The organism is Nocardia sp. NPDC023733 (assembly GCF_040639775.1).
GTDB lineage: Bacteria > Actinomycetota > Actinomycetes > Mycobacteriales > Mycobacteriaceae > Nocardia > Nocardia rosealba.
The window spans coordinates 315,149-339,166 of record NZ_JBFAAN010000006.1 but is presented as its reverse complement, the minus strand read 5'-3'; the positions used below and the strand labels follow the sequence as shown (position 1 = coordinate 339,166).

24 protein-coding genes are annotated in these 24,018 nt (G+C 67.9%); 16 read left to right on the top strand and 8 right to left on the bottom strand.

Annotation, left to right across the window (positions count from 1 at the left end):
- The first annotated feature begins 183 nt into the window (after positions 1-183).
- From AB0F86_RS23740 to AB0F86_RS23730, 3 genes are read left to right on the top strand one after another with little or no spacing between them, the layout of a single operon-like run.
- The gene (locus AB0F86_RS23740; RefSeq protein ID WP_356985197.1) at positions 184-5,070 is read left to right on the top strand and encodes an NAD-glutamate dehydrogenase; all 4,887 of its coding nucleotides are present in this window, start codon (positions 184-186) and stop codon (positions 5,068-5,070) included.
- A 41-nt stretch (positions 5,071-5,111) separates the two neighbouring features.
- A complete protein-coding gene (locus AB0F86_RS23735) occupies positions 5,112-5,537 on the top strand; it encodes a thioesterase family protein (protein ID WP_067486948.1) in 426 nt (141 codons plus the stop codon).
- A 4-nt stretch (positions 5,538-5,541) separates the two neighbouring features.
- Positions 5,542-6,213, top strand: coding sequence for a hypothetical protein (locus AB0F86_RS23730; protein WP_067642432.1), 672 nt, complete (start codon positions 5,542-5,544; stop codon positions 6,211-6,213).
- A gap of 237 nt (positions 6,214-6,450) precedes the next feature.
- Here the strand turns inward: AB0F86_RS23730 and AB0F86_RS23725 are convergent, their stop codons facing one another.
- Both AB0F86_RS23725 and AB0F86_RS23720 read right to left on the bottom strand, forming a co-directional pair.
- Positions 6,451-6,771 carry an AzlD domain-containing protein gene (locus AB0F86_RS23725; RefSeq protein WP_181697895.1) on the bottom strand — a complete coding sequence of 107 codons (321 nt, stop codon included), beginning with the start codon at positions 6,769-6,771 and terminating at the stop codon, positions 6,451-6,453.
- Entirely contained in the window at positions 6,768-7,781 is a 1,014-nt protein-coding gene (locus AB0F86_RS23720; protein ID WP_356985196.1) for an AzlC family ABC transporter permease, read from the bottom strand. Before AB0F86_RS23720 ends, AB0F86_RS23725 begins: the two co-directional genes overlap by 4 nt.
- 65 nt (positions 7,782-7,846) lie before the next feature.
- On the opposite strand from AB0F86_RS23720, the gene AB0F86_RS23715 reads away from it, so the two are divergent.
- Positions 7,847-8,416 carry an XRE family transcriptional regulator gene (locus AB0F86_RS23715; protein WP_067486951.1) on the top strand — a complete coding sequence of 190 codons (570 nt, stop codon included), beginning with the start codon at positions 7,847-7,849 and terminating at the stop codon, positions 8,414-8,416.
- On the opposite strand, the gene AB0F86_RS23710 is transcribed toward AB0F86_RS23715, so the two are convergent.
- Positions 8,417-9,130, bottom strand: a complete 714-nt coding sequence (locus AB0F86_RS23710) for an HNH endonuclease (protein ID WP_225280980.1) — start codon at positions 9,128-9,130, stop codon at positions 8,417-8,419.
- Positions 9,131-9,282: 152 nt separating this feature from the next.
- Between AB0F86_RS23710 and AB0F86_RS23705 the strand changes: the two genes are divergently transcribed.
- The 9 genes from AB0F86_RS23705 to AB0F86_RS23665 all read left to right on the top strand — a co-directional run bounded on the left by AB0F86_RS23705 (position 9,283) and on the right by AB0F86_RS23665 (position 16,678).
- Positions 9,283-9,696: a globin gene (locus AB0F86_RS23705; protein WP_067486149.1), complete on the top strand. Its 414-nt coding sequence runs from the start codon at positions 9,283-9,285 to the stop codon at positions 9,694-9,696.
- A 175-nt stretch (positions 9,697-9,871) separates the two neighbouring features.
- Positions 9,872-11,473: a glycoside hydrolase family 13 protein gene (locus AB0F86_RS23700; RefSeq protein WP_356985195.1), complete on the top strand. Its 1,602-nt coding sequence runs from the start codon at positions 9,872-9,874 to the stop codon at positions 11,471-11,473.
- A 61-nt stretch (positions 11,474-11,534) separates the two neighbouring features.
- A complete protein-coding gene (locus tag AB0F86_RS23695; RefSeq protein WP_067486150.1) occupies positions 11,535-11,813 on the top strand; it encodes a hypothetical protein in 279 nt (92 codons plus the stop codon).
- A complete protein-coding gene (locus tag AB0F86_RS23690) occupies positions 11,800-12,264 on the top strand; it encodes a DUF5130 domain-containing protein (protein WP_067486151.1) in 465 nt (154 codons plus the stop codon). Before AB0F86_RS23695 ends, AB0F86_RS23690 begins: the two co-directional genes overlap by 14 nt.
- Before the next feature lie 150 nt (positions 12,265-12,414).
- A complete protein-coding gene (locus AB0F86_RS23685) occupies positions 12,415-13,554 on the top strand; it encodes an MFS transporter (protein ID WP_356985194.1) in 1,140 nt (379 codons plus the stop codon).
- Between the two features lie 36 nt (positions 13,555-13,590).
- Positions 13,591-14,457, top strand: coding sequence for an alpha/beta hydrolase (locus tag AB0F86_RS23680; protein ID WP_356985193.1), 867 nt, complete (start codon positions 13,591-13,593; stop codon positions 14,455-14,457).
- Between the two features lie 105 nt (positions 14,458-14,562).
- A complete protein-coding gene (locus tag AB0F86_RS23675) occupies positions 14,563-15,762 on the top strand; it encodes a lipase family protein (protein WP_356985192.1) in 1,200 nt (399 codons plus the stop codon).
- A 105-nt stretch (positions 15,763-15,867) separates the two neighbouring features.
- The gene (locus tag AB0F86_RS23670) at positions 15,868-16,257 is read left to right on the top strand and encodes a helix-turn-helix transcriptional regulator (RefSeq protein ID WP_181697900.1); all 390 of its coding nucleotides are present in this window, start codon (positions 15,868-15,870) and stop codon (positions 16,255-16,257) included.
- A gap of 31 nt (positions 16,258-16,288) precedes the next feature.
- Positions 16,289-16,678, top strand: coding sequence for a DUF5713 family protein (locus AB0F86_RS23665; protein WP_356985191.1), 390 nt, complete (start codon positions 16,289-16,291; stop codon positions 16,676-16,678).
- A gap of 233 nt (positions 16,679-16,911) precedes the next feature.
- Here the strand turns inward: AB0F86_RS23665 and AB0F86_RS23660 are convergent, their stop codons facing one another.
- Both AB0F86_RS23660 and AB0F86_RS23655 read right to left on the bottom strand, forming a co-directional pair.
- On the bottom strand, positions 16,912-17,667 hold the full coding sequence (locus AB0F86_RS23660) for a hypothetical protein (protein ID WP_356985190.1): 756 nt from the start codon (positions 17,665-17,667) through the stop codon (positions 16,912-16,914).
- 301 nt (positions 17,668-17,968) lie between these two features.
- Positions 17,969-18,565: a TetR/AcrR family transcriptional regulator gene (locus tag AB0F86_RS23655; RefSeq protein WP_181697904.1), complete on the bottom strand. Its 597-nt coding sequence runs from the start codon at positions 18,563-18,565 to the stop codon at positions 17,969-17,971.
- A 60-nt stretch (positions 18,566-18,625) separates the two neighbouring features.
- On the opposite strand from AB0F86_RS23655, the gene AB0F86_RS23650 reads away from it, so the two are divergent.
- From AB0F86_RS23650 to AB0F86_RS23640, 3 genes are all read left to right on the top strand, one after another.
- Positions 18,626-19,603: a patatin-like phospholipase family protein gene (locus tag AB0F86_RS23650; RefSeq protein ID WP_356985189.1), complete on the top strand. Its 978-nt coding sequence runs from the start codon at positions 18,626-18,628 to the stop codon at positions 19,601-19,603.
- 175 nt (positions 19,604-19,778) lie between these two features.
- Positions 19,779-21,251, top strand: coding sequence for an NAD(P)/FAD-dependent oxidoreductase (locus AB0F86_RS23645; RefSeq protein ID WP_356985188.1), 1,473 nt, complete (start codon positions 19,779-19,781; stop codon positions 21,249-21,251).
- Positions 21,248-22,084, top strand: coding sequence for an SDR family oxidoreductase (locus AB0F86_RS23640; RefSeq protein ID WP_225280990.1), 837 nt, complete (start codon positions 21,248-21,250; stop codon positions 22,082-22,084). Before AB0F86_RS23645 ends, AB0F86_RS23640 begins: the two co-directional genes overlap by 4 nt.
- Before the next feature lie 8 nt (positions 22,085-22,092).
- Here AB0F86_RS23640 and AB0F86_RS23635 read toward each other — a convergent pair whose 3' ends face one another.
- From AB0F86_RS23635 to AB0F86_RS23625, 3 genes are all read right to left on the bottom strand, one after another.
- Positions 22,093-22,683, bottom strand: coding sequence for an ATP-dependent Clp protease proteolytic subunit (locus tag AB0F86_RS23635; RefSeq protein WP_181697908.1), 591 nt, complete (start codon positions 22,681-22,683; stop codon positions 22,093-22,095).
- 8 nt (positions 22,684-22,691) lie between these two features.
- Positions 22,692-23,297 carry an ATP-dependent Clp protease proteolytic subunit gene (locus tag AB0F86_RS23630; RefSeq protein ID WP_067486178.1) on the bottom strand — a complete coding sequence of 202 codons (606 nt, stop codon included), beginning with the start codon at positions 23,295-23,297 and terminating at the stop codon, positions 22,692-22,694.
- Positions 23,298-23,421: 124 nt separating this feature from the next.
- Entirely contained in the window at positions 23,422-23,874 is a 453-nt protein-coding gene (locus AB0F86_RS23625; protein ID WP_181697910.1) for an SRPBCC family protein, read from the bottom strand.
- Positions 23,875-24,018: the final 144 nt, after the last annotated feature.

Below are 24,018 nucleotides of genomic sequence, written 5' to 3'. Positions count from 1 at the left end.
CATCGACGGCCCGGCCTGACGATCGACTTGTCGATCGAACGGCCGGGCCGTCGGCGTTTCACAAGTTACCGGCGGGGAAGCCGGATTTCCGACGGCACGGCTCGCGCGGCGGCGTTAGTCTCGGAATCGCGTCACCGGACTTTACGGAATCGAAGCCAACCGAAACATGGGAGCAGGCGAAAGATGACGGTCTCGTCGGAAATGTCGAGTGCGGGCTGGGCGGCGGGAATGCCACCGAGTTTGCGCGACGATCTCGCGACACTCGAGGAGGCGTATTTCCGACACGTCGACGCGGGGGACGTGGATTTTCCGATCACCGGGATCACCCAGATCTTCCGCCACCACATGGAACTCGCCGCCCGCCGTCAACCGGGTAAGGCCCTGGTCGAGGTGCATCATCCCGACGACGGGTCGGGCATGGGCGCCGCCGTGCAGGTGGTGACCGACGATATGCCGCTGCTGGTCGAGTCGATCACGGCGGCGCTGGGCCGCATGCAGGTGAGCGTGAGCGAGCTGATCCACCCGATCTTCGAGGTCACTCGCGACGCCGACGGCACGCTCGTCGGCGCGGCACCGCACGAGGTGGACGGCAACGGCGCCGAAGGGCTGGCCGAGTCGTGGATGCATCTGCAGTTGCACCCGTCGACCGAGCAGGCCCAGCTCGACGAGATCGAACGCACCCTGCCCGAGGTGCTCGCCGACGTGCGTCAGGTGATCGACGACACCGAGGCGATGGTCGAGGCGCAGAGTTCGCTCGCCGATCGTCTCGATCGGACCGCCGCGGCGGGCACCGCGCCCTTCCCCTCGGTCGATCTCGCCGACTGCGCCCAGCTGCTGCGCTGGCTGGCCGACGGCAACTTCACCCTGCTCGGCTACACGCGCTACCAGCGCACCACCGAGAACGGCCACACCGTCCCCGCGCGGGTTCCGGGCACCAGCCTCGGTGTGCTTCGCCCCGATATCGGCACCGACTTCCAGGTGCCGATCAACGGCGTTGACCGCCCGCTGCTGATGCTCACGCAGGGCTTGGTCCGCGCGACCGTGCACCGCTCGGTGTACCCGTACTTCATCGGGGTCGCCGATGTCGACGACGCCGGCGCCGTGGTCGGTGTGCACCTGTTCATCGGCGTGTTCACCGTGAGCGCCGTGCACGAGAACGTGCTCGACATTCCTGTCATCAATCGCCGCGTACGTACAGCCATCGAGGCCGCGGGCTTCGACAAGGACTCGTTCTCCGGGCAGGCGATGCTCGAGGTGATCGAGTCGTTCCCGCGTACCGAATTGTTCTCCGCCGACACCGCGACCATGCGGCGCACCGCCGTCGCGGTCCTCGGCGTCGGTTTGCGCAGGCAGGTACGGCTGTTCCTGCGCTGCGACACCTACGGCCGGTTCGTCGCCTGCATGGTGTACCTGCCGCGCGACCGCTACACCACCGCGGTGCGGCTGGAGATGCAGTCCATCCTGGTGCGCGAACTCGGCGGCGTCGACATCGACTACTCGGCCCGGGTGAGCGAAAGCGAGCTCGCCAGTGTGTATTTCACGGTGATGCTGCCGCCCGAGGCGGCAGGTCAGGACGGCCCGGACACCTCCGAGGAGAACCGGCGCCGCCTGCAGTCGCTGCTGAACGCGGCAAGCCACTCCTGGGACGACCGGATCGGCGACGAGGTCGCGTCGTCGACGGTGCTCGATCCCGCCGTGGTCTCGCGTTATTCGAAGGCGCTGCCGGAGAGCTACAAGGAAGACTTCGCGCCTGTCCGCGCCCTGGCCGACATCGCGCGCCTCGAGCAACTGTCCGAAGGTGGCATCGATCAGCACCTGTACCGCCGGTCCGAGGCCGAACCCGGTTCGTGGCGGTTCAGTCTCTACATCGCCGGGCGTGGTGTGTCGTTGAGTCAGGTGCTTCCGGTGCTGCAGAGCCTTGGCGTGGAGGTCGTGGACGAGCGGCCCTACCAGCTCGAACTCGACGGCGGAACCGAGCGCTGGATCTACGATTTCGGCTTGCAGGCCCGTCCCGAACTGCTGCGCAACGCCCTCGGCGGCGATCTCGACGCGGAATTGCTCGAACACCCGGGCCAGGCCGACGGCCTGCGCGCCCGCTTCACCGAGGCGTTCGAGGCAGTCTGGTACGACCGTGCCGAAGCTGACGGTCTCAACGAACTCGTGCTGCGGGCAGGCCTGCCCTGGCGCTCGGTCGCCATCCTGCGCGCCTACGCGAAGTACCTGCAGCAGGCGGGTTTTCCCTACAGCCAGGTCAATATCGCCCGCGTCCTGCTCGCGCATCCGGAGGTGGCGCGCGACTTCGTCGCCCTGTTCGCCGCGCGATTCGATCCAGACACCGTCTCGGCCGAGCACGCCGCCGAACTGGAAACACGCGTGCGCGCCGGCATCGACGAGGTGGTCAGCATGGATGCCGACCGCATCCTGCGCGCCATCCTCGGTCTCATCAAGGCGACCCTGCGCACCAACAACTACGTCGTCGACGCCGACGGCGCACCGCGCGGCTACCTGTCGCTGAAGGTCGAGCCGCGAGAAATCGCCGAACTGCCCAAGCCGCGACCGCAGTTCGAGATCTTCGTGTACTCGCCGCGGGTCGAGGGTGTGCACCTGCGCTTCGGTTCGGTGGCGCGTGGCGGTCTGCGCTGGTCCGACCGGCTCGAGGACTTCCGCACCGAGATCCTGGGTCTGGTGAAGGCCCAGGCGGTCAAGAACGCGGTGATCGTGCCGGTCGGTGCCAAGGGCGGGTTCGTGGTGAAGCGGCCGCCCGCCGCCACCGGCGACCCGGCCGCCGACCGTCAGGCGAGCATCGCCGAGGGCATCGACTGCTACCGCACCTTCATCTCCGGCTTGCTCGACGTCACCGACAACGTCGACCTGGCCACGGGTGCGGTGCTGCCGCCCGAGCGCGTGGTCCGCCGCGACAGCGACGACACCTACCTCGTGGTGGCCGCCGACAAGGGCACGGCGAGCTTCTCCGACATCGCCAACGATGTCGCCAAGCGCTACGGCTTCTGGCTCGGCGACGCCTTCGCCTCCGGCGGGTCGGCAGGCTACGACCACAAGGCCATGGGCATCACCGCCAAGGGCGCGTGGGAGTCGGTGAAACGCCACTTCCGGGAGATGGGCATCGACACCCAGAGCCAGGACTTCACCGTGGTCGGCGTCGGCGACATGAGCGGCGACGTGTTCGGCAACGGCATGCTGCTCTCGCGCCACATCCGGCTGGTCGCGGCCTTCGACCACCGCCACATCTTCCTCGACCCGAACCCCGACGCGGCCACGTCCTACGCCGAACGAGAGCGGCTGTTCGCACTGCCGCGTTCGTCGTGGGCCGACTACGACCGCAGCCTCATCAGCTCGGGCGGCGGCGTGTTCGAACGCACCGTGAAATCGGTGCCGATCTCGCCGCAGGCCAGGGCGGCGCTCGGCCTGCCCGACGCGGTGCAGGCGCTGTCGCCGCCCGAACTGGTGCGTGCCATCCTGCTCGCGCCCGTGCAGTTGCTGTGGAACGGCGGTATCGGCACGTATGTGAAGGCCAGTACCGAGACCAATGCCGAGGTGGGCGACAAGTCCAACGACGCGGTCCGGGTGAACGGAAACCAGTTGCGCGTCAAGGTGATCGGCGAGGGCGGCAACCTCGGCGCCACCGCGCTCGGGCGCATCGAGTTCTGCCGCGCGGGCGGCAAGATGAACACCGATGCCCTGGACAACTCGGCGGGCGTCGATTGCTCCGACCACGAGGTCAATATCAAGGTGTTGCTCGACGGTGTGGTGAGCGCGGGCGCGCTCGCACCGCAGGACCGCAACCCGCTGCTCGCCTCGATGACCGACGAGGTCGCGCGAATGGTGTTGCAGGACAACGTGGATCAGAACTTCCTGATCGGTATCGCCCGCACCGACGCGGCACAGATGGCCAGCGTGCACGCGCGGGTGATCTCCGATCTCGAACAGCGACGTGGTCTGGATCGTGAGCTCGAGGCGCTGCCGTCGGAAACCGAGTTGCAACAGCGGGAGGCGGAAGGCGTCGGTCTCACCTCGCCCGAGCTGGCGAACCTGCTGGCCCACGTGAAGCTCGGCCTCAAGGCCGACCTGCTCGACACGGACCTGCCCGACAGCGCCGCGTTCGCGGGCAGGCTGCCGCTGTATTTCCCCACGCCACTGCGCGAACGGTTCGGTGCCGAGATCAAGAAGCACCGGTTGCGCCGCGAGATCGTCACCACGATGCTCGTCAACGAGGTGGTCGACTACGGCGGAATCACCTACGCCCACCGGCTCAACGAAGAGGTCGGTGCGACCACGTCCGACACGGTTCGCGCGTTCGCCGCGGCCACCGCGATCTTCCAGCTGCACGACGTGTGGTCGCGTATCCGCAGCGCCGACGCCCCCGCCGCGGTCTGCGACCTGCTCGAGCTGGAATCCAAGCGCACTCTCGACCGGGCCTCGCGCTGGTTGCTGAGCAACCGCCCGCAGCCCGTCGCCGTGGGCGCGGAGATCAACCGTTACCACCGGCGGGTACAGGAGCTGGCGCCGCAGGTGCCCGGCTGGTTGCGCGGGCACCACGTCACCTCGCTCACTCAGGGTGCGGCCGAACTCATCGCCCGTGGCGCCCCGACCGAACTGGCCACCGAAGTATTCGGACTGCTCGGTCTCTTCCCGCTGCTCGACGTGGTCGACATCGCCGACATCACCGACCGCGACGGCGCCGAAGTCGGTGCCCTGTACTACGCGCTCAACGAGCACCTCAAGATCGATTGGCTGCTCGAGGCGGTGAGCCACCTCGAGCGCGGCGACCGCTGGCACGCGCTGGCCAGGCTCGCGCTGCGCGACGACATGTACGGTTCGCTGCGCTCGCTGACCCTCGATGTGCTGTCGGCGGGCGACCCGGAGGAGACGCCCGACGAGAAAATTGCATACTGGGAGTCGAAGAACCAGTCCCGGCTGGGTCGTGCGCGCGCTGCCCTGTCGGAACTGTTCGAGTCCGGGACCCACGACCTCGCCACACTGTCGGTCGCCGCGCGACAGGTGCGGAGCATGGTGAGCGGGGTGGGCGCCCAATCGGAGGTACCACGGTGACGAGTTCGCCGAACGGCAGCACCGCCGCGCCCGAAGCGCAGCTGGTTCTGCCGCAGCGTTTCCATGCGAAGGTCGAGATCCGCTGGTCGGATATGGACGTGTTCCAGCACGTCAACCATGCCCGCATGGTGACGCTGCTGGAGGAGGCCAGAATCCCCTGGCTGTTCGACGACGACAAGCCGACCGCGTCGATGGGTAGGCAGGGTTGTGTGCTCGTCGATTTGCACGTGAAGTACCGGGGACAGCTGCGCCACGAGGACACCCCGCTCGATATCGCCATGTGGATCAAGCAGTTGCGCGCCGTCGACTTCACCGTCGGCTACGAGGTGCGGGCCAGCGGCGCCGCACCGGATTCGCCGCCCGCGGTCACCGCGACCACCCAGCTCGCGGCGTTCGACATCGACACCCAGCGGTTGCGCAGGCTCACCGACACCGAACGCGACTACCTGGCGTTGTGGCGGGCCTGATTTCGTGAGTTCCGAACAGCGCGTGCTGCATACGCCCGACCCGGCCGAACGCGAGAACCTGGCCACCTTCCTGTCACGGGCGTTGCGCTTGGACCAGGCGGCGGTGGTGCGGTTGCGCCGCCGCGGCTCGAGTCTCGTCTCCGCCTGGGTGGCAACGGGTTTCGAGACGCTGGCGGTGCGCACGATCACGGCCGAACTCGGCGTCGACGATGTCACGGTCGGTGCCGACATGGTGCTGGCCGGGCTCGGTACCGGGCATCCGATCGACCTCGGCTATTCGATGGACTCGGCCTGGCGCGGTGCGCTTCCGCCGACCGACGGCTTCGCCCACGTCGACGACGTTCCGGCCCGCGCACTCGTCGAATTGGCCGAGCGCGGAGCCGATCTGGCGCGCGAGCACGGCGGCGCCCACGGTCCGCCCGCGTCCCTGCTCGACCAGTCGGTGCTCACAGTGACCGGCGCGGGTGATCTCGCGGTCGAGGTCCCGATGCGCGTCGTCTTTGCCCTCACCGCCATGGACTTCATCCCGCACGCGGGCGAGAAGGCCGAATCCCGGCGCATTCAGCCCACCGAACTGGTCCGCGTCCGCACCACCCGCACCTGGCTACGCCTCGACGCCCGCTACGGTTCCGTCGCTCGCCGCCTGGGTGGCGGAATCCCCTTGTCGCCCAGCTGAACTCACACGCAGCAGCGCTCGACGCCAACCGGCAGGCACGCAGGTGCCGAATTCGACCCGAGCGCCATGCGATGTGATCGGGCCGCGTATTGCGATCGGTCGGTACTTTGCCGCCGGGCCGCGCTACGCCACTGGGCCGCGCTACGCCACCGGGCGGCAATCTGCCACAGGCCGGCACCTTGCCATCGGCCGGCGCTACGCCCCTCGGCCGATCGCGCGGCGCGGGTGGGGCTCGGTTCAATGCACGCCGACGAGCCGAAGCAGTGCGGTCGTGGCGGCTGCGGCGATCACCGTGACGAGTAAGGGTGCCCGTCGCCAGGCGAGCACACCGCCGACCGCCACCCCGGCGGGCAAGGCGACGCCGAGTTTCCCGGTGCCCGTCGGCAACGTCGCCGTCGCCACCAGTGCGGCCAGCAGAATCAACGCCCCGGTGTCGAGCAGCGCGATAGTGCGCGCCGACAACCGGATTCGATCCCGCAACGCCGGCCCCGCCCACCGCAACGCATAGGTGCCGACCGCCAGCGCCATCATCGCGGGCACCAGGTAGGGCGCGTTCACGTCGCACCCCCGCGCGAGAATGCCGCAGCTGGGCAGCAATCCGCGTCGGCAGCGACCCACACGCCTGGCTGCACGCCGGCACCCGCCGCGCCGACGCCTGCTACGCAGCCATCGTCCACCGCTGAAACCATGCCTCGGTCGCCCCGAGCGCCGACGTTCGCATGGCGAGCCGATCGGACATCTTGTGGTGTCGCCGAGGTTGTGGTGTCCGGTGCATCGGCTTCCGCATAGCCGGCCTTCGGGACGCGCTGTGGTGTCGCCGGCGGTGTTGCCCCCGCCGCGTCGACTTCCGCGTGGCCGACTTCACCGACGCTCTCCGGCTGTGCCGTTGAGGAATCCGATGGCTTCGCAGGCCGGGACGCCAGCACCAACCCGATCAGCGCGATCAACACCGGCAACCCGGCCGGCACGAATGGCGCAATCGCGACTGCCAGCCCGGCCCCGGCCAGTACCGGGCGCAGCGTCGCGCGGTCACGCAGCGCGGGCAGCAGGAGCGCCAGCAGGATGACCGGGAACACCGCGTCCAGGCCGAGTGCGGAGGTGTCGGGGACGAGGGAACCGAGGGCGGCGCCGAGGGTCGCACCGAGCGGCCAGCACAGTGCCACCCCGATTCCGCAGGCCCAATACGCCGCACGCTTGCGCTCTCGAGCACCGGGTGCGGTCGCGAAGGCCACCGATTCGTCGTTGAGGACGTGGATCCCGAGCAGCCGCCGCCAGCCGTGGCCGAACACATCGGGGGCGGCCAACCCGTACGGCAGGTGCCTGGCATTGAGCAGCAACCCGGCGACGACGGCGGCGAGCGGGCTCCCACCGGCCGCGACGATGCCGAAGAACAGCAGTTCCGAGCCGCCGGCCAGCACCGTCACCGCGGCGACGATCGGCATCCACACCGGGAACCCGGCAGCGATGGTCGAGGCGCCGTAGGAGACGCCGAAGAGGCCGACGGCCAGGCAGGCCGCGGCCACGGCGGCGGTGGTCCGCCGATCGAGTGTTCGCCAGATCGAACGCATGTTTTTCATAGTGAACGCTGCGGGTCGGTAAAGTCAACGCGGAAACAGCTCCGGAGGAGGCGTTGATGGACCGGCAGGACCCGGTCGCCGGACCACCCCAAGCGGTGATCGCGGCGGCCCTGCGACGAGAACGCGCCCGCGCCGGCCTGTCGCTCACCGAGGTCGCCAGCCGCGCGGGTGTGGCGAAGTCCACACTGTCGCAACTGGAATCGGGCACCGGTAATCCCAGCTTGGAAACCCTGTGGGCGCTGTGTGTCGCCCTGGAGATGCCGTTCTCGCGACTGCTCGATCCGCCGCGCCCGAACGTGCAGGTGATCCGCGCCGACGAGGGTTCGCAGGTGCCCTCGGCCGATGCGGATTATCGCGTCACGCTGCTCGCGGCAGGCCAATCACACACGCGCTGCGATGTGTACCGGATCGCGGCCGAACCCGGTCAGATTCGTCGCTCGGAACCGCACACGCCCGGTGTGGTCGAGCATGTGGTCCTCGCGGCCGGTCATGCCATCGTCGGTCCCGCCGACGAGCCCGTGGAGATGCGCCCAGGTGACTACATCCGCTACCTGGGTGATCTCCCGCACGTCTTCGAGGCTCTCGAGCCGGGCACGTGGGCCACGATGGTCATCGAGAGCGCCTGATCAGGCGGCCCCTTCGCCCAGGTACTGCAACCAGAGCGGGTCGAGGTCGGCGGTGGTCGACAGCAACCGCCAGTGGGGGCCCTTGGGCGAGACCAGCGGATGACGCAGCGTCCAGCCCAGTTCGGTCAGCATCTTGTCGGCTTTGCGGTGGTTGCACGGCGCGCAGCTGGCCACGCAGTTCTCCCACGAATGCTCCCCGCCGCGACTGCGCGGGATGACGTGGTCGATGGTTTCGGCTTTGCCGCCACAGTAGCCGCAGCGGTAGCGGTCGCGGTGCATGAGTGCCGCCCGGGTCATCGGCACCCGGGCACGGTAGGGGACGCGCACATAGGTGCGCAGTCGGATAACGGAGGGAATGGCAACCGTCGCGCCCGCCGAATGCAGGACCGGGGCGGCGGGATCGTCGTGGACCGCGTCGGCCTTCGCGCAGATCAGCAGAACGACAGCGCGGCGAGCGGACAGTGCGGTGAGTGGTTCGTAGGTGGCGTTGAGAAGCAGCACCCGGCGTTTACGCCAGGCGGCGGCGTCGTGATCGCCGGCGAGATGCAGTGGCGCGGGGCGATGCGGCAGGTCGTGCAGACCGTGTGCGCCCGGATGGTGATCGGACAAGATGTGCAGCGGAATAGCCCCCGAGCCACGATTGTGGACGTCGGCGGGCTGGAGTTGTCGGTGCGCGCGCGCCTCGTGTGACCTGGCGCTTGGCCGCTGCTTCATTGTGTGACCTCAATTTCATGATTGGCAGGATCATGTGGTATCTGGGGCCGATACTGTCCCCCAGTTGACCACGGTTGAGCCCGTATTGCACGGTTATTTTTCAAACTTTCGGGTGAACTGTGATTGAAGGCCCGGCACGCGCTCGGGGCACAATGGAGCGCGTGACTTCAGGTGAGCAGACAACGACCTCGTTCTACGACGCGGTGGGTGGCGCGGAGACCTTCCGCCGCATCGTGTCGGTGTTCTATCGCGAGGTCGCTGCCGACGAGATCCTGCGCCCGCTGTATCCGGAGGAGGATCTGGGGCCGGCCGAACGCAGGTTGCGGATGTTCCTCGAACAGTACTGGGGTGGGCCGCGCACCTACTCCGACGAGCGCGGCCACCCCCGGCTGCGGATGCGTCATCATCCGTTCGTCATCGGGGCGCTCGAGCGGGACGCGTGGTTGCGTTGCATGCGGATCGCCGTCGACGAGATCGAACCGTCGATCCTGGACGCCGAGCACCGCAAGGCGATGCTCGACTATTTCCAGATGGCAGCGGCCTCGTTGCAGAACGCTCCGCACTGAGCCCGGGACGCCCGGGATTCGCTGATGACGTCCAGGTAGCGGCCCGATTTCGGACCTGCGCCCCGGTTTACCGCGATGTTTCCGTCCGGCGTGGCGAACGCTGGCGATTTGCCGGATTCGAAGAAAGTCTCGCGCCGCATGAATATTGTGGGCGTTCTTTGGCAATATTGCGGTTGTGACACAGACACCTGCCTCGCCGGTGCCGGGGGACAACAGCACCGCTCCGTGGTGGAAAACCGCCGTGTTCTATCAGGTCTATCCGCGTTCGTTCGCCGACTCCGATGGTGACGGGGTCGGCGACCTCGGCGGTGTGCGCGAGAAGATGGGCTACCTCGAGCTATTGGGTGTCGACGCGCTGTGGATCTGTCCGGTGATGCGCTCACCGCAGGCCGACGGCGGCTACGACGTGTCCGATCCCCGCGACATCGACCCGCTCTTCGGTGGCCTCGAGGCCCTCGACGAACTCATCGCCGAGGCCCACGATCGGGAGATCAAGGTCACCATGGATCTGGTGCCCAACCACACCAGCACCGAGCATCCGTGGTTCGCGGCCGCGCTCGAAGCCGCACCGGGCAGTCCCGAACGGGCCCGCTACATCTTCCGCGACGGTCGCGGCGAAGACGGCGCCGAGCCGCCCAACAACTGGCCGAGCATCTTCGGCGGCCCGGCCTGGACCAGGATCACCGAACCCGACGGCACCCCCGGTCAGTGGTACCTGCACATCTTCGCCCGCGAACAACCCGACCTGAACTGGGACAACCCCGACGTCGCCGCGGATTTCGAGAAGACGCTGCGGTTCTGGCTCGATCGCGGGGTCGACGGTTTCCGTCTCGACGTGGCCCACGGCATGGCCAAGCCGGAGGGCCTGCCCGACATGGCACAAGTCGACACCAAGATGCTGGTGCACGACGACGACGATCCCCGCTTCAACAACCCCGGTGTGCACGCCATCCACCGCCGCATCCGCACTGTGCTCGACGACTATCCGCACGCGGTGTCGATCGGTGAGGTGTGGGTCGACGACAACGTGCGCTTCAGCGAGTACGTGCGCCCCGACGAACTGCATCTGGCGTTCAACTTCCGGCTGGCCGAGGCGGCCTTCACCGCCGAGGACGTGCGCACCGCCATCACCCATTCGCTCGAGGCGGTGAGCGCGGTCGGTGCCCCACCCACCTGGACCCTGTCCAACCACGACATCGAACGCGAGGTCACCCGTTACGGCGGCGGCAAGACCGGGGTGGCCCGGGCGCGGGCGATGATGATGGTCGAATTGGCGCTGCCGGGTGCGGTATTCGTCTACAACGGCGCCGAGCTCGGGCTGCCCAATGTCGACGATCTGCCCGAGGAAGCGCTGCAGGATCCGGTGTGGGAACGCTCGGGTCACACCGAGCGTGGTCGCGACGGGTGCCGGGTGCCGATTCCGTGGGAGGGCAGTACGCCGCCGTTCGGTTTCACCACGGGTGCGCCGTGGCTGCCGATGCCCGCCGAGTGGGCCGACCGCACCGTCGAAGCCCAGCTGGAAACCCTGCACTCCACGTTGTCGCTGTACCGCCTGGCGATCGATCTGCGCGGTACCCGGCCGGAATTCACGGGCGAGAAGATCGACTGGTACGGCAGTCCCGCGGGGTGTCTGGCATTCCGCCGTCCGGGTGGGCTGGTGTGCGTGCTCAACGCCTCCGACGGGCCGATTCAGCTGCCGCCGGGGGAGTTGCTGCTGTCCAGCGCTCCGGTGGCCGACGACCGCCTGCCCGCGAACGCAGCGGCCTGGTTGGTCTGACACGCGCGTTTCCGACGACCGGAGGATGAACTACTACACAGCATCGTCTAACGTTTCACTCGTGAGCATTCTCGAGACAGTGCTGATCTTCGTCGGCATCCCGGCCGCGATCTACTTCGCGATCGCGGGTTTGTCCTATCTCGGTAAGCCACTGCCCGGTGAGAAGCCGGCCCACTTCGAGCTCGGGCAGAAGTGGACCCACCCGCCGGTGCTGTGGAGCGCTACCGACGAGGTGACCGCTGCGTCCGGTCACCACCACGCCGAACCGCATGGCAGCCATGCGGTTCTCGAACCCGCGCACGCGGAGCTGATCGGAGGCCGGGCAAGTGGCAAGTTCTAATTGGCCCGCGGTTGTCGAAGCCGACCTGCCGCACGGGTACGCGCTGACCAGCAGTGGCCGCGTCTCCGGTGTGCACGAGCCCGGCACGGTGTTCGACGAGGTGCCGTTCACCGATCGTGAGCGGGTCGCCCTCGACAACGCGCTCACCGACGCCACCCGCGCCACGAAGGTGCGCTTCAACATCTACCTCGGCGACCTGGGTGCCGACCCGGCCGCGGGCGCCGACGCGCTGCTGCCGAACACCCCCGAGTCCGCCGACTCGGTGCTCATCGCGGTCTCGCCCAACCAGGGTGCCGTTGAGGTCCGTTCGGGTGCCGCCGTGGCCGAGCGCGCCAACGACCGCATCTGCCAGCTCGGCGTCACCGCCGCCTTGGCTTCCTTCCGTCAGGGCAACCTGATCGACGGGTTGATCTCGGCTGTCCGGGTGATGGCCGCCGCTATCGGCCGCTAGTCCCTTTCTCCGCGCACCGGCGCGTTCACCTTCAGAGGTGAACGCGCCGTTCGTGTTTCGGGGAAGAAATTTCTGCGCATCGGGAATCAACCTGACGGCTGTCGACTTCTAACCGGTGAAACAACTTTCACTGGTTAGGAAGTGGCGAGCATGCGGCGAGAGAATCTGGCCTGGGCGGGACTGGCGGCGATGACCGTGTCGTTCGGGCTGAACTTCACCATGGGGGTGTTCTTCGCTCCGACCGCCGCGTCGTACGGGGTGTCGGCGACGGCACTGGCGGTGGCGGCCGCGTTGGGGACGGCGGTCACCGGGGTGGCGCAGCAGGGAATCGGGCGGCTGCTCGATCGGCTCGGGCCCAAGCGGGTGCTGATCGGCGGGCTCGGCCTGATCTCGGGCAGCTATCTCGTGTTGGCCGTGGTCACCCAGACCTGGCAGTTCGTCGCCGCGTACATGGTGCTCGGCGGGCTCGGGTTCGCCTCGGCGTCCACGCTCACGGTCACCACGCTGCTCGGGCGGGCGCACGGCGCGCAGGTGGGACCTGCCATGGCGCGGGCGGCGATCGGCATCAATCTGGGTCAACTCGTCACTCCGTGGGCGGCGACCGCGTTGTTCGAGCCGATCGGTGTGCGCGCCACCTTCGCCCTGCTCGGCGCCGTCGGCCTGGCCGTCACGGCCGTGCTGTGGCGGCTGCTGCCCGACGATCAGCGAGCCACCGGTGTGGCCGGTGCGGGGGAGTCGCTTGCGGATCGGTGGAAGATGTTGGTGGCGTTCGGATTACACTCCGCCACCCTGTACGTGGTCGTGCTGATGCTGCCCAAGCACGCGGTGGAACTGGGGTGGTCGGTCACCGGGGCGGGCAGGCTGGTCGCTGTCGCGGCGCTCGCGGCCGGGCTGACCTCCGCCGCGCTGGTTCCGCTGTTGTGCCGTCACCGACCCGAAGACTTGCTGCGGATCCTGTTCATGGTGCGACTCGCCGCGCTGCTGCTCGCGGTGTTCGTGCCGGGTTCGCTGGTGCTGGTCGCGGTGCTGTTCGGCATCGCCTCCTTCCCGGTCATCCCGCCCACCATGGCCATCGTGTCGCGTGGACTCGATCCGGCGCGCATGGGCCGAACCCTGGCTCCCGCCTGGGTGATTCATCAGCTGTCGGCCGCCGCCGGGTTGGGTGTCGCCGCCGTGATCCACGCGCTCACCGACAGCTACCGCGGCTATTTCGCACTCACCGTGGTGTTCACCGTTGCCGCCGCTGTCCTCGTCGCACCGGTTCGCCGTCGCGAACCGGTCACCGTCTGAACCTCCGAAATACCCACCGAGAAAGAGAGATCCATCATGAGCAAGGTTCGTCACAACACGGTCCAGATCCAGGGCCAGTCCATCTTCTACCGCGAGGCGGGTGACCCGTCGGCACCGACAGTTGTTCTCCTGCACGGATTCCCGACGAGTTCGGCGATGTTCCGGAACCTGATCCCAGCCCTCGCCGCCGACTATCACGTGATCGCGCCCGACCATCTGGGCTTCGGGCAGTCCGGAATGCCGACGGCCGACGAGTTCGACTACACCTTCGACAACCTCACGGCCCTCACCCTCGAACTGCTCGACACCCTCGGCGTGGACCGGTTCGCGCTCTACATCCAGGACTACGGCGCCCCCATCGGCCTGCGTATCGCCGCACGCAACCCGCAACGCGTGAGCGCCCTCATCACCCAGAGTGGCAATGCCTATCTGGAGGGCTTCACACCGTTCTGGGAGCCGCTGTTCGCCCACGCGAACGACCGTGCCGCCCACGAACCGGAGGTGCGCAAGCTGCTCGAGGCCGACGCGACGAAATGGCAGTACACCCATGGTGTTCCGGCCGACCGGTTGTCGCTGATCAGCCCGGACACCTGGACTCTCGACCAGGCCTACCTGGACCGTCCCGGCAACAAGGAGATCCAGCTCGACCTGTTCGCCGACTACAAGAACAACCTCGACGGCTACCCCGAATTCCAGAAGTACTTCGCCGAGCACCGTCCCCCGACGCTCATCGCCTGGGGCGAGCACGACGAGATCTTCGGTGCCGACGGCGCCCGCGCCTACCTGCGCGATCTGCCCGACGCCGAACTGCACCTGCTCGACGCGGGGCACTTCGCCCTCGAAACACACGGCCCGGAGATCGCCACGCTGATCGGTGATTTCCTCGGCCGGGTCCTGCGCTGAGACACTGCGGACGGCCGGGCACCCGCCCGGCCGTCCGCGCGTGATCGAGTACCCTGAGCGGCGGCTTTCGCGGCCGGCACGGCCGGTCGCCGGTGAAGGGGGATCATGCGCACAGCTCTGGCTCGGATCGTCGCCGCGGTAGCGGTGACCTGCTTGTCGACCGTCGGTTGCGTCGACGACTCGTTCCGCGACACCGAACCCGCCGCCGGTGCACCGACCTCGGACTTCTATACGGCCGACGGTGAAACCCTGCCGGGCGCACGGGGTTCGGTGATCCGCACCCGTTCGCTGCCCGATGCCGTACCGGGTGCGCGCACGGAGCTGATCCTCTATCGCTCGATCGACGCGCACGGCGCGACGGTCGCCGTCTCGGGAACGGTATCGGTGCCGCCGGGGACGCCGCCGGTGGGCGGCTGGCCGCTGATCTCCTTCGCGCCGGGCACCAACGGCGTCGCCGACGTGTGCGCGCCCTCGCGGGCCGACGGTGCGTCACCGACGAGGGACGAGCTGGCCCGCTGGGTCGCCGCCGGGTACGCGGTGGCCCGCACCGACTACCAGGGTCTTGGCACACCCGGCGGCCACGGCTATCTCATCGGGGAGACCGAGCAGCGTGCCGTGGCCGACATCGTCGTCGCGGCAAGGGAATTCAACCGTGATATCGGTGCCCGCTGGGTGGCGATGGGCCACTCCCAGGGTGGGCACGCGGCCCTGTTCGCCGCGAGCGCGTCGGGCGGTTGGGCTCCTGCGGTCGATCTGCTCGGTGCGGTGGCGCTCGCACCCGCGTCCCATCTGGCGGAACAGGTGCGCATGGCGAAGTGGGCGGTGTCGAACCCGCTCGGTTCGGTCGGGACCGGCGGGCTGGCGGTGTATCTGCCGATGCTGGTTCGCGGCGCGCAGACCGTCACCGAGCTCGACCCGGCCCGGTTCCTCACCGAGCGTGCGGTGTCGATGCTGCCTCTCGTAGAGACCGACTGTGCGGCGGCCCTGAGTGAATCGGGCAAATGGGGTGGGCTGTCGGTCAAGGACGTTCTCGAGCGCGATGGTGACCTGTCCGAGCTGCTGCGCGTCCTCGACGACAACGACCCGAGCGGGTTGAGTTTCACCGAACCGGTCCTGGTGCTGCAGGGCCGCGACGATCACACCGTTCCGCTGAAGTCGATCGACGCGATGGTGGCCCAGCAGCAGATGCGCGGTCAATCGGTGGATTACCGCAAATACGACGGCGTCGACCACAGCGAGATCATCTCCGCGTCGTTCACCGACGCCCTCGGCTGGGTCGATACCCGCTTCGGCATCACCCGTTGACGCGTATGCCGTCGGATCGACGCGAGCGGCGGTGTCAGTGCCGCTGAGTTACGCCCACAGCAGAAGAACCGGGTGTGTCGCGCCGGCAGTCCTTACGCTCGGAGCATGGGCGAGCACAAGGGTTTGCGGGTGATTCCAGGCGGGCGCGAGGAGCGGCGGGCACGCCCCGAACCGCTGTGGCGCGAGGCCCTCGGCGAACGGCTGCGCACCCTGCGCCAAGAGCAGCGCTCGACGCTGGTCGACACCGCGGGCCGCGCGGGCATCTCCCCGCAGTACCTCTCCGAAGTGGAACGCGGCCGCAAGGAACCCTCCAGCGAGATGATCGCCGCCCTGGCCGGTGCACTGGGCACCAGCGTCGGTGACCTCGTCGGCCAAGTGGCGGAAATGATGCGCCGACGCACAGCCGTCGTCGTCGGCGGCGACCGCCGCATCGCCGCCCCCGCTATGCCGCGCACCACGATGACCGCACCCAACGCACTGCTGATGGCGGCCTGACACCAATCCTGATGCGCTCGCCCATCTACCGATGATCGGTGACCGCGCGATTGTCGGTGGTGCCGTGCATGATCGACGCATGCCGATCACGAACCGTCAGATCGCCGGGCATCCGTTCCTGCGAGAGATGTACGGAGACCCGTACTATCCCGATGCCGTGCTCGACCGGTGCAAGGCCGTCCTGCTGCGCCTGTGCGAGACCATCGAGTCGGAACAGCCGTCGGATCTGGCGGCCCTGTACGTCCTCGCCCAGGGCGCCACAGCGGAGTTCAACGACCTGGAGGCGGAGTTCGAGGCGGCCGGCAGCGAAATCGAGACGGTCGCACGCGAAGTGATCGCCGATGACTTCTGTGCGATCGCATCGGCCTACGGCTTCCCGAATGCGGACTCCGAGGAACTGCTGGCCGGGCGCGACTGGTGACGGGCTGTTCACCGCAGCGACCACCGATCACCCCTGGCCGTCGAGCATCGAACCGGAATCACCTCGGCCCGAGTTCAATGGTTCGCTGAACAAATCCTGCACACCGACAACCCCTTGTGCTGAACCGATTATCAGGCTGTCGGGACGGGTCGGTCACGATCATCGCGCCGAACGTGTTGCTGACGGGGGCACAACCACGCCGTGTCTTCGCCTGATCGACAGGGCGTTTCGCGTTACCCCGGAACGCCGAGGGTGCGTGCGATCTGCTGGAGGCGGTCGTCGTCGAGCTCGACCGGGGCGTAATTGCGGCTGCGGGCGTGGTCACGGAATTGCTGGGACGGGTCCACGCGATAGGCCCGAACATAGTCCGCCCAGTCGAGATTCCACACCCATTCCCCATCGGTCATGACGCCCAGTGGTAACAGCAGGCGCCCGGTCAATCGATCCGGAACCCTGCTCGCGGCTATCGCCAGCACGGTCGCCGATTCCAGGTACCCGGCCAGAAGCTCGGCCTCTGCTTCGGTCAGGCTGTGGGGAACCAGTGCCGTCCGGGTGTCCGGGTCACTGAGCCGTTTAGGCGGAACGAGATAGACGACGCGCTTGACAAGGCTGATCGTGCGTCCGGATGGTCGCGGCGTCGCGAAGACGACCTCGGCCCGGACACCCTGATCTTCCAATCGCTCTCGGAGCAGCGACATCTCTGCGAGTGTCCCCGTACGCCCGTTCGCCACCAGATTCTCAGCCGCAGCTCTCAGCTCATGGAGCGGCAACGATTCCCGGCTGCGGATCACCCGCATCACCGCGCCCACCGAGGGATCCGGATCCACAATCCGCAGCCCGCTCGGACCGTTGTCGGCGATGATCGCGGCGCGAACCTCCGCCGAAATACCGCTCCCACTGGCATGCCAGATGTGTTCGCATTCGCTACAAGAGCCTTCGATGGCCCACCCGAACGTTGCAGCGTTAACAGTTTCACTGACTACGCTCAACACCTCTGCACCACACCGGTCGCAGGGCCCGACCCGCTGAGCAGATTCGTAGACCATCTGTCCCCCCGTGAACTAGACCTTCAGGCGCGACTGCGGATTCGGCCGGATACGAACAGTCTCGTCCATCGCGACTCGGGGGACGGAAGCGCGCCCTGCCTGCCGTCCGCCTTGTAAACGACGACTGTTACGGCACCGGCTATGGCATGGAGAAGTCGCCGAGGTGTCTACCGATTTTCGCCGACCGCGGCCCACTGGATCGACGTGGTTCGGTTCGAGCTTGGGTGCCCGGTAGCGGATCGAATCAGCTGGTTCGGACGATGGTCAGTTCGCGGAGCATGTCGACGAGGGCGGTTACCGGCATCTCCGGGTCGATGGCGCGCTGGACGCCGAGGCCGATGCCGAGGGCGAGCATGCGCAGGGCCGCTTCGTCGGCGGGGACGGGGAGGGTGATGCCGAGTTCGGCGGTCTGGATTTCGATCAGGGAGGCCAGGACGGCGGTGAGGGAGCGGCGGCGTTCTGCCAGTTCGGTGCGGATATCGGGGAGGTGGCGGGTGCTGGTGGCGAACTCGACCTCCAGGGCTGTCCAGCCGACGTCGCCGATGTTCTCGTCGGCCCAGCGGGCGAAGCCCTCGATCCGTTCGGCCATGGTGTCGGGTCCGAGGATCGCGGCCGACAGGGATTCGGCCCGCTCCACGTGCACCACATCGAGCACGGCGAGGCCGAGTTCGTGTTTGGTGGCGAAATTCGAGTAGACCGCGCCCTTGGAGTAGCCGGCCTCGGCGGCGACCTTCTCCAGGGAGGTCACGTTGTAACCGTCGGCCAGGAACAGGCGTTTGGCGGTCTCGACGAGACTTTCGCGCGTCCGTGCATGGGACTCTTTGCGCGTCAGCCTGGTCATATGCGGCAGTTTAGCAAAAAGGGGTACCGATGGAATTCGAATACCGTTAGTATCTGGATCATGAGCACTCGACGTGGCCTTGCCATCGGTTGCGGTGGTGTCCTCGGGTTCGCCTGGACCGCTGTGGCCCTCCATGCGGTCGAACGCGCGCTGGACTGGGATGCTCGATCGGCCGACGTGCTGATCGGGACCTCGGCCGGGGCGGAGATCGTGGCCGCCCTCGGTTCCGGCCGCACACCGGCCGATCTCGTGGCAGCCCTCGACGCCGAGCCCGACGCCGACCCGGTACTCGCGGCGCACATCGCCGTCGACCCCGGCAAGTTCCCACCGCTGCCCGGTATCGGCCTGCCGAACCTCGGCCTGATCGGTGCCGGACTCCGCGCGGGCTCGGCCTACAGCGCCCTGGCCGGGCTGCTGCCACGCGGACGCGGTGACGCGAGCTGGCTCCGCTCGTTCGGCCGGGAGCTCGCCGATGCCGACGGCTGGGTGGATCACCCCGCGACCTGGTTGGTGGCTGCCGACGCCGCGACCGGGCAACGGATCGCCTTCGGTGCCAACGGGTTCGAGGCCGATTCGCTGCATCGGCCCGCCGAGGGCGCTCCTGTCGACCTCGGTGACGCGATCGCCGCGTCCTGGGCGATCCCCGGCTGGTTCCCGCCGGTACGGATCAACGGCCGGGACTACGTCGACGGAGGAGCCGTCTCCTCGGTCTCGGCCGACCTGCTGCTCCCACTCGACCTCGACGAAGTGGTGGTGGTCGCCCCGATGACCTCCGCGGGCGGCGTCCCGGCCACCGGCCTCGACCGCATCGAACGCCTCCTGCGCACCCAGATGACCCGCGGCCTCGACCGCGAGGTGAAGCTCTTGCGCGACAACGGCGTCCGCGTGATCCGCGTCGAGCCGGGCCCCGCCGAACTGGCCGCGATGGGCCCCAACTTCATGGATTCCCGTCGCCGCCCGGCGACCCTCGCCGCCGCCCGCGCCAATGCCCACGCCCGCGTGCACGAAGCACTGCGCACCGCGAGTCTCGCGCGATGATCGGTAGCTCGCAGATCAGAGCACGAACTCGGTGCGCGGCAGGCCCCGGCCGCCGGAAGGTGCCCGGTCGCCTGCGGGCGCGGGCCGCGGCCATCGGCGTGCGGTGCCCGGCCCATGAGCTCATGCACATGACGAGCACACAGTGACCCGAGATTCTGCGAAGAAGGAGAGCCGGATGACTCAGCACCATGAGGTGATCGTGATCGGGGCGGGGGTGTCCGGGGTCGGCGCCGCCGTCAAGTTGCGGGAGGCGGGGGTCGACGATGTGGTGATCGTAGAGAAGGCCGAGACGTTCGGGGGGACGTGGCGGGCCAATACGTATCCAGGGTGCGCGTGTGATGTGCCGTCGGGGTTGTACTCGTTCTCCTTCGCGCCGAACCCGGAGTGGTCGCGGCTGTTCGCGACCCAGCCGGAGATCCTCGCCTATGTGGACCGGGTGGCACGCGAGCACGGCCTCGCCGAGCGCACCCGTTTCGGGGTGACGATGACCGGCGCCCAGTGGGACGCGGGAGCCGAATTGTGGTGCCTGGACACCACTTCCGGCGAATTCACGGCGCGCTTCGTCGTCTCGGCGGCGGGCCCGTGGAACGAACCGCGCTTCCCCGACATCACCGGCCTGGACGAGTTCGAGGGCGAGGTCTTCCATTCGGCGCGCTGGAATCACGACTACGACCTGCGCGGGAAGCGGGTCGCGGTGATCGGAACGGGTGCGTCGGCGGTGCAGTTCGTGCCGCAGATCCAGCCCGAGGTGGCCGCACTGCACCTGTTCCAGCGCACCGCGCAGTGGGTGCTGCCGAAGCCGGACCATCCGGTGCCGGGCATCGAGAAGCAGGTGATGCGCCGGTTCCCGTTCGCGCACAAAGCTTTACGTGGCGTCGAGTACGCGATGATGGAGGGACTCGGAGTGGCTTTCCGGCATCCGCGTCCGCTCATGCAGGCGGTGCAGGGGATCGGTTCGGCGTATCTGCGTGCGGTGGTGCGTGATCCGGTGCTGCGGGCCAAGCTCACTCCCGACTACCTGCTCGGTTGCAAGCGGATCCTGTTCTCCAACAACTACCTACAGTCGCTCACCAAACCCAATGTCGACGTGCACGCCACCGCCGTCACCGAAATCCGGGGCAACACGGTGATCGGTGCCGACGGCAGCAGTGCCGAGGTCGACGCGATCATCCTCGGCACCGGCTTCCACATCCTGGACTCCCCGCTGGGCGAGATCGTGCGCGACGCCGACGGACGCTCATTGGCCGACCACTGGAAGGGTTCACCGGAGGCCTACCTCGGTACCGTCACCACCGGTTTCCCCAATATGTTCTCCATCCTAGGACCGAGCCTCGGTACCGGACACTCCTCGGCGTTCGCCGTTCTCGAAGCCCAGATCACCTTCCTGGTTTCGGCGGTCACCCGTGCCTGCCGCGAGGGCTGGCCGGTGCTGGACGTGCGCCCGGAGGTGCAGGCCCGGTATGTCGACGAGGTGCAGGCCGCCCTGCCTGGGACCGTCTACAACTCCGGTGGCTGCAGTAGCTACTACCTGGATGTGAACGGGCGCAACAGCTTCAGCTGGCCGTGGTCGACCGGGGCCCTGAGGAGCCGGGTCAGTTCGTTCGATCCCGCCGATTTCACCGTCACCGAGAGCAAGGTGCTGTCATGAGCTATCCGAAGATCGAACTCGACGGCGCGCTCGTCGCCATCACCGGCGCGGCGCGTGGCATCGGCCTGGCCACCGCACGTGCCTTCGTGGCGGCGGGTGCGCGGGTGGCGCTCGGCGATCTCGACGAGGCGCTGGTCGTGCAGGCAGCGGCCGAATTCGGTGACCGGGCAATGGGACACGCGCTCGACGTCACCGACAAGGATTCCTACGCACGGTTTCTCGACGCCGCAGTCGACTGGCACGGCCGCCCGCTCGACGTGCTGGTGAACAACGCGGGCGTGATGCCCAACGCGCCGTTCCTCGAGCAGTCCGAGCGCATCGACCGGCTCACCATGGACGTCAACGTCTACGGGGTCATCCACGGCATGCGGCTGGCGCTACCGGCCATGGTGGAACGCGGTTACGGCCACGTGGTGAACGTGGCATCGCTGGCGGGCAAGTTCCCGCTCAAGGGCCTGGCGGTGTACAACGCGAGCAAGTTCGCGGTGGTCGGGCTCAGTGCGGCGACCCGGCTCGAGATGGATGGCACCGGGGTGAGCGTGAGTACCGTCCTGCCCTCGGCCGTGCGCACCGAACTGAGCTCCGGGATCGACGTGGGAATTCTGCCGACGGTCGAGCCCGAAGACATCGCCGCCGCCGTGGTCCGCACGGTGAAGACCCGGGCCGCCGAGACATCGGTTCCGTCGTATGTCGGCGTCGCCGCGAACGCCGCCACGCTGCTGCCGGAATCGCTGATCCGGTTGGTGCGCAAGGCCGCTCACGACGACGCCGCGATCAACCGGGTCGACGACGACGTGCGTCGGGTCTACCTCGATCGCATCGAGAAGCAGTAACGCACGGGTCACTCCCGTTCGTGCAGAACCTGGTCGACCAGCCCGTACTCCAAGGCCGTCTCGGCGGTGAACACCCGGTCGCGATCGGTATCGCGACGCAAGGTCTCCGGGCTCTGACCGGTGTGCTTGGACAGGATCGCCTCGATCGCCGCCCGCATGCGCACGATCTCGTCGGCCTGCAGGATCAGATCGGGAATCGTGCCCTGACCGCGAGTCGCGGGCTGGTGCAACACGATTCGGGTGTGCGGGAGCATTGCCCGGTGTCCCGCCTCGCCACCGGCGAGCAGCACCGCACCGACCGCGATGGCCTGGCCGACACAGGTGGTGTGCACGGGTGCCTTGATGAAGCGCATGGTGTCGTACACGGCGAGCATGGCCGACAGGTCGCCGCCCTCGCAGTTGATGTAGAGGCTGATCGCCTGGCCCGGGCTGTCGGATTCCAGGTGCAGCAGCTGCGCGATGAGCGCGTTGGCGACGCCCGAGTCGATCGGTGTGCCCAGGTAGACGATGCGTTCGCTGAGCAGGTGCGAGTAGATGTCGGTGATGCGTTCCCCGCCGCGGTGCTGGGAAACCACATTCGGAATGGTGTAACTGGTCATGGCAGCTCCTAGGCCGTGATGCCGATGCGGCGGCGATTGGGGACGACCTGGTCGAAGGACTCCACCACGTGGTCGATGAAGCCGTACTCGAGGGCCTGGGTGGCGGTGAACCAGCGGTCGTGCAGGGAGTCCTCGTAGACGCGGTCGAACGGCTGGCCGGTGTCCTCGGCGATCAGTCCGAGCACGGTGTCGACGGTGTAGCGCAGGTCGTCGGCCTGCACCTCGACCTCCACGGCACTGCCGCCGATACCCGCCGAGCCCTGGTGCATGAGGATGCGGGCGTGCGGCATCGCGTACCGCTTACCGGGCGTCCCGGAGGACAGCAGGAACTGCCCTGCGCTGCAAGCCAATCCGAGCGCCAGTGTGGACACCTCGCACGGCACCAGCCGCATCACGTCGCGGATGGCGAGCATCGACGGCACCGAGCCGCCGGGGGAGTGGATCCACAGCGAGATCCCCGCTTCGGGTGCCTGGGCGGCCAGGGTGAGCATCTGGGTGATGAGCAGGGTCCCGTTGTCGTCGTCGAGCGCACCGTCGAGCACGAGAATCCGCCGCCCGAACAACTGCTCACGCATCCGCCAACTGAACATCGGTGCTTTGTCGTCGTGTGCCATGAGTCAACGGTGCCTCGCGCACACCACAATTCGCCGCCGATGCTGCCCCCAGCAGATCTGCTCACAGCAGCGAACACGGCGACACCGGAGCACGGCGACCGTGCCGTGATGACAGCGATATGTTTCAGCGGGAGGCGGAGACTCCGAGGTCTCTCGCGCACGCATCCAGGATCTTCCCGAAAACCATCGCGGCGATCGGTGTGGTGAGCCGGGTGATCGTGGCGGCGGCGAACGGGGCCTTCACCTCGCCGACGCTCGTCCAGCGCACCCTGGTTCCGCCCGGCTCCGCCGTGAACGTCATGGTCCCGCCGTCGTGCCGGGACGGCGGAAAGCTGCGTTCGACGAGGTAGTCGAAGGCATGCGGCGGGTCGTATCGGGTGATCCGCTCGGTGAACCGGCCGATCATCCACAGGTGCCGGCGGACCGCGCCGACGCCGTAGGGCGCGTCTGTCCCCGGCCGGACCCAACGATTACGCAGCACCCAGAACGAACGCCCGTAATTCCTGGTGTCGGCGCACCATTCGAAGACCTGCTCGATCGGCGCTGCGATAAAGCGCTCGGCCGCAATGGTTTCCATCTCGCTTCTCCTTCGAAGATCGACATGGAGGAAATCCCCCGACTCGAATACTACTCTCAGTAGTAGTTCTGTCGTGGCGAAACGGGTCGAGCTACGCCGTGCCGGAAACGGCCGATGGCCCCGATCCGGCGAGATCGGGGCCAT

What these genes read in the sequence shown, in the direction of transcription:
- AB0F86_RS23740 (WP_356985197.1), top strand. Translation starts at nt 184, where the DNA reads ATGACGGTCTCGTCGGAAATGTCGAGTGCGGGCTGGGCGGCGGGAATG.
- AB0F86_RS23720 (WP_356985196.1), bottom strand. Translation starts at nt 7,781, where the DNA reads ATGCGTTCGATCTGGCGAACACTCGATCGGCGGACCACCGCCGCCGTG.
- AB0F86_RS23715 (WP_067486951.1), top strand. Translation starts at nt 7,847, where the DNA reads ATGGACCGGCAGGACCCGGTCGCCGGACCACCCCAAGCGGTGATCGCG.
- AB0F86_RS23710 (WP_225280980.1), bottom strand. Translation starts at nt 9,130, where the DNA reads ATGAAGCAGCGGCCAAGCGCCAGGTCACACGAGGCGCGCGCGCACCGA.
- AB0F86_RS23705 (WP_067486149.1), top strand. Translation starts at nt 9,283, where the DNA reads ATGGAGCGCGTGACTTCAGGTGAGCAGACAACGACCTCGTTCTACGAC.
- AB0F86_RS23685 (WP_356985194.1), top strand. Translation starts at nt 12,415, where the DNA reads ATGCGGCGAGAGAATCTGGCCTGGGCGGGACTGGCGGCGATGACCGTG.
- AB0F86_RS23680 (WP_356985193.1), top strand. Translation starts at nt 13,591, where the DNA reads ATGAGCAAGGTTCGTCACAACACGGTCCAGATCCAGGGCCAGTCCATC.
- AB0F86_RS23675 (WP_356985192.1), top strand. Translation starts at nt 14,563, where the DNA reads ATGCGCACAGCTCTGGCTCGGATCGTCGCCGCGGTAGCGGTGACCTGC.
- AB0F86_RS23670 (WP_181697900.1), top strand. Translation starts at nt 15,868, where the DNA reads ATGGGCGAGCACAAGGGTTTGCGGGTGATTCCAGGCGGGCGCGAGGAG.
- AB0F86_RS23665 (WP_356985191.1), top strand. Translation starts at nt 16,289, where the DNA reads ATGATCGGTGACCGCGCGATTGTCGGTGGTGCCGTGCATGATCGACGC.
- AB0F86_RS23655 (WP_181697904.1), bottom strand. Translation starts at nt 18,565, where the DNA reads ATGACCAGGCTGACGCGCAAAGAGTCCCATGCACGGACGCGCGAAAGT.
- AB0F86_RS23650 (WP_356985189.1), top strand. Translation starts at nt 18,626, where the DNA reads ATGAGCACTCGACGTGGCCTTGCCATCGGTTGCGGTGGTGTCCTCGGG.
- AB0F86_RS23645 (WP_356985188.1), top strand. Translation starts at nt 19,779, where the DNA reads ATGACTCAGCACCATGAGGTGATCGTGATCGGGGCGGGGGTGTCCGGG.
- AB0F86_RS23640 (WP_225280990.1), top strand. Translation starts at nt 21,248, where the DNA reads ATGAGCTATCCGAAGATCGAACTCGACGGCGCGCTCGTCGCCATCACC.
- AB0F86_RS23635 (WP_181697908.1), bottom strand. Translation starts at nt 22,683, where the DNA reads ATGACCAGTTACACCATTCCGAATGTGGTTTCCCAGCACCGCGGCGGG.
- AB0F86_RS23630 (WP_067486178.1), bottom strand. Translation starts at nt 23,297, where the DNA reads ATGGCACACGACGACAAAGCACCGATGTTCAGTTGGCGGATGCGTGAG.
- AB0F86_RS23625 (WP_181697910.1), bottom strand. Translation starts at nt 23,874, where the DNA reads ATGGAAACCATTGCGGCCGAGCGCTTTATCGCAGCGCCGATCGAGCAG.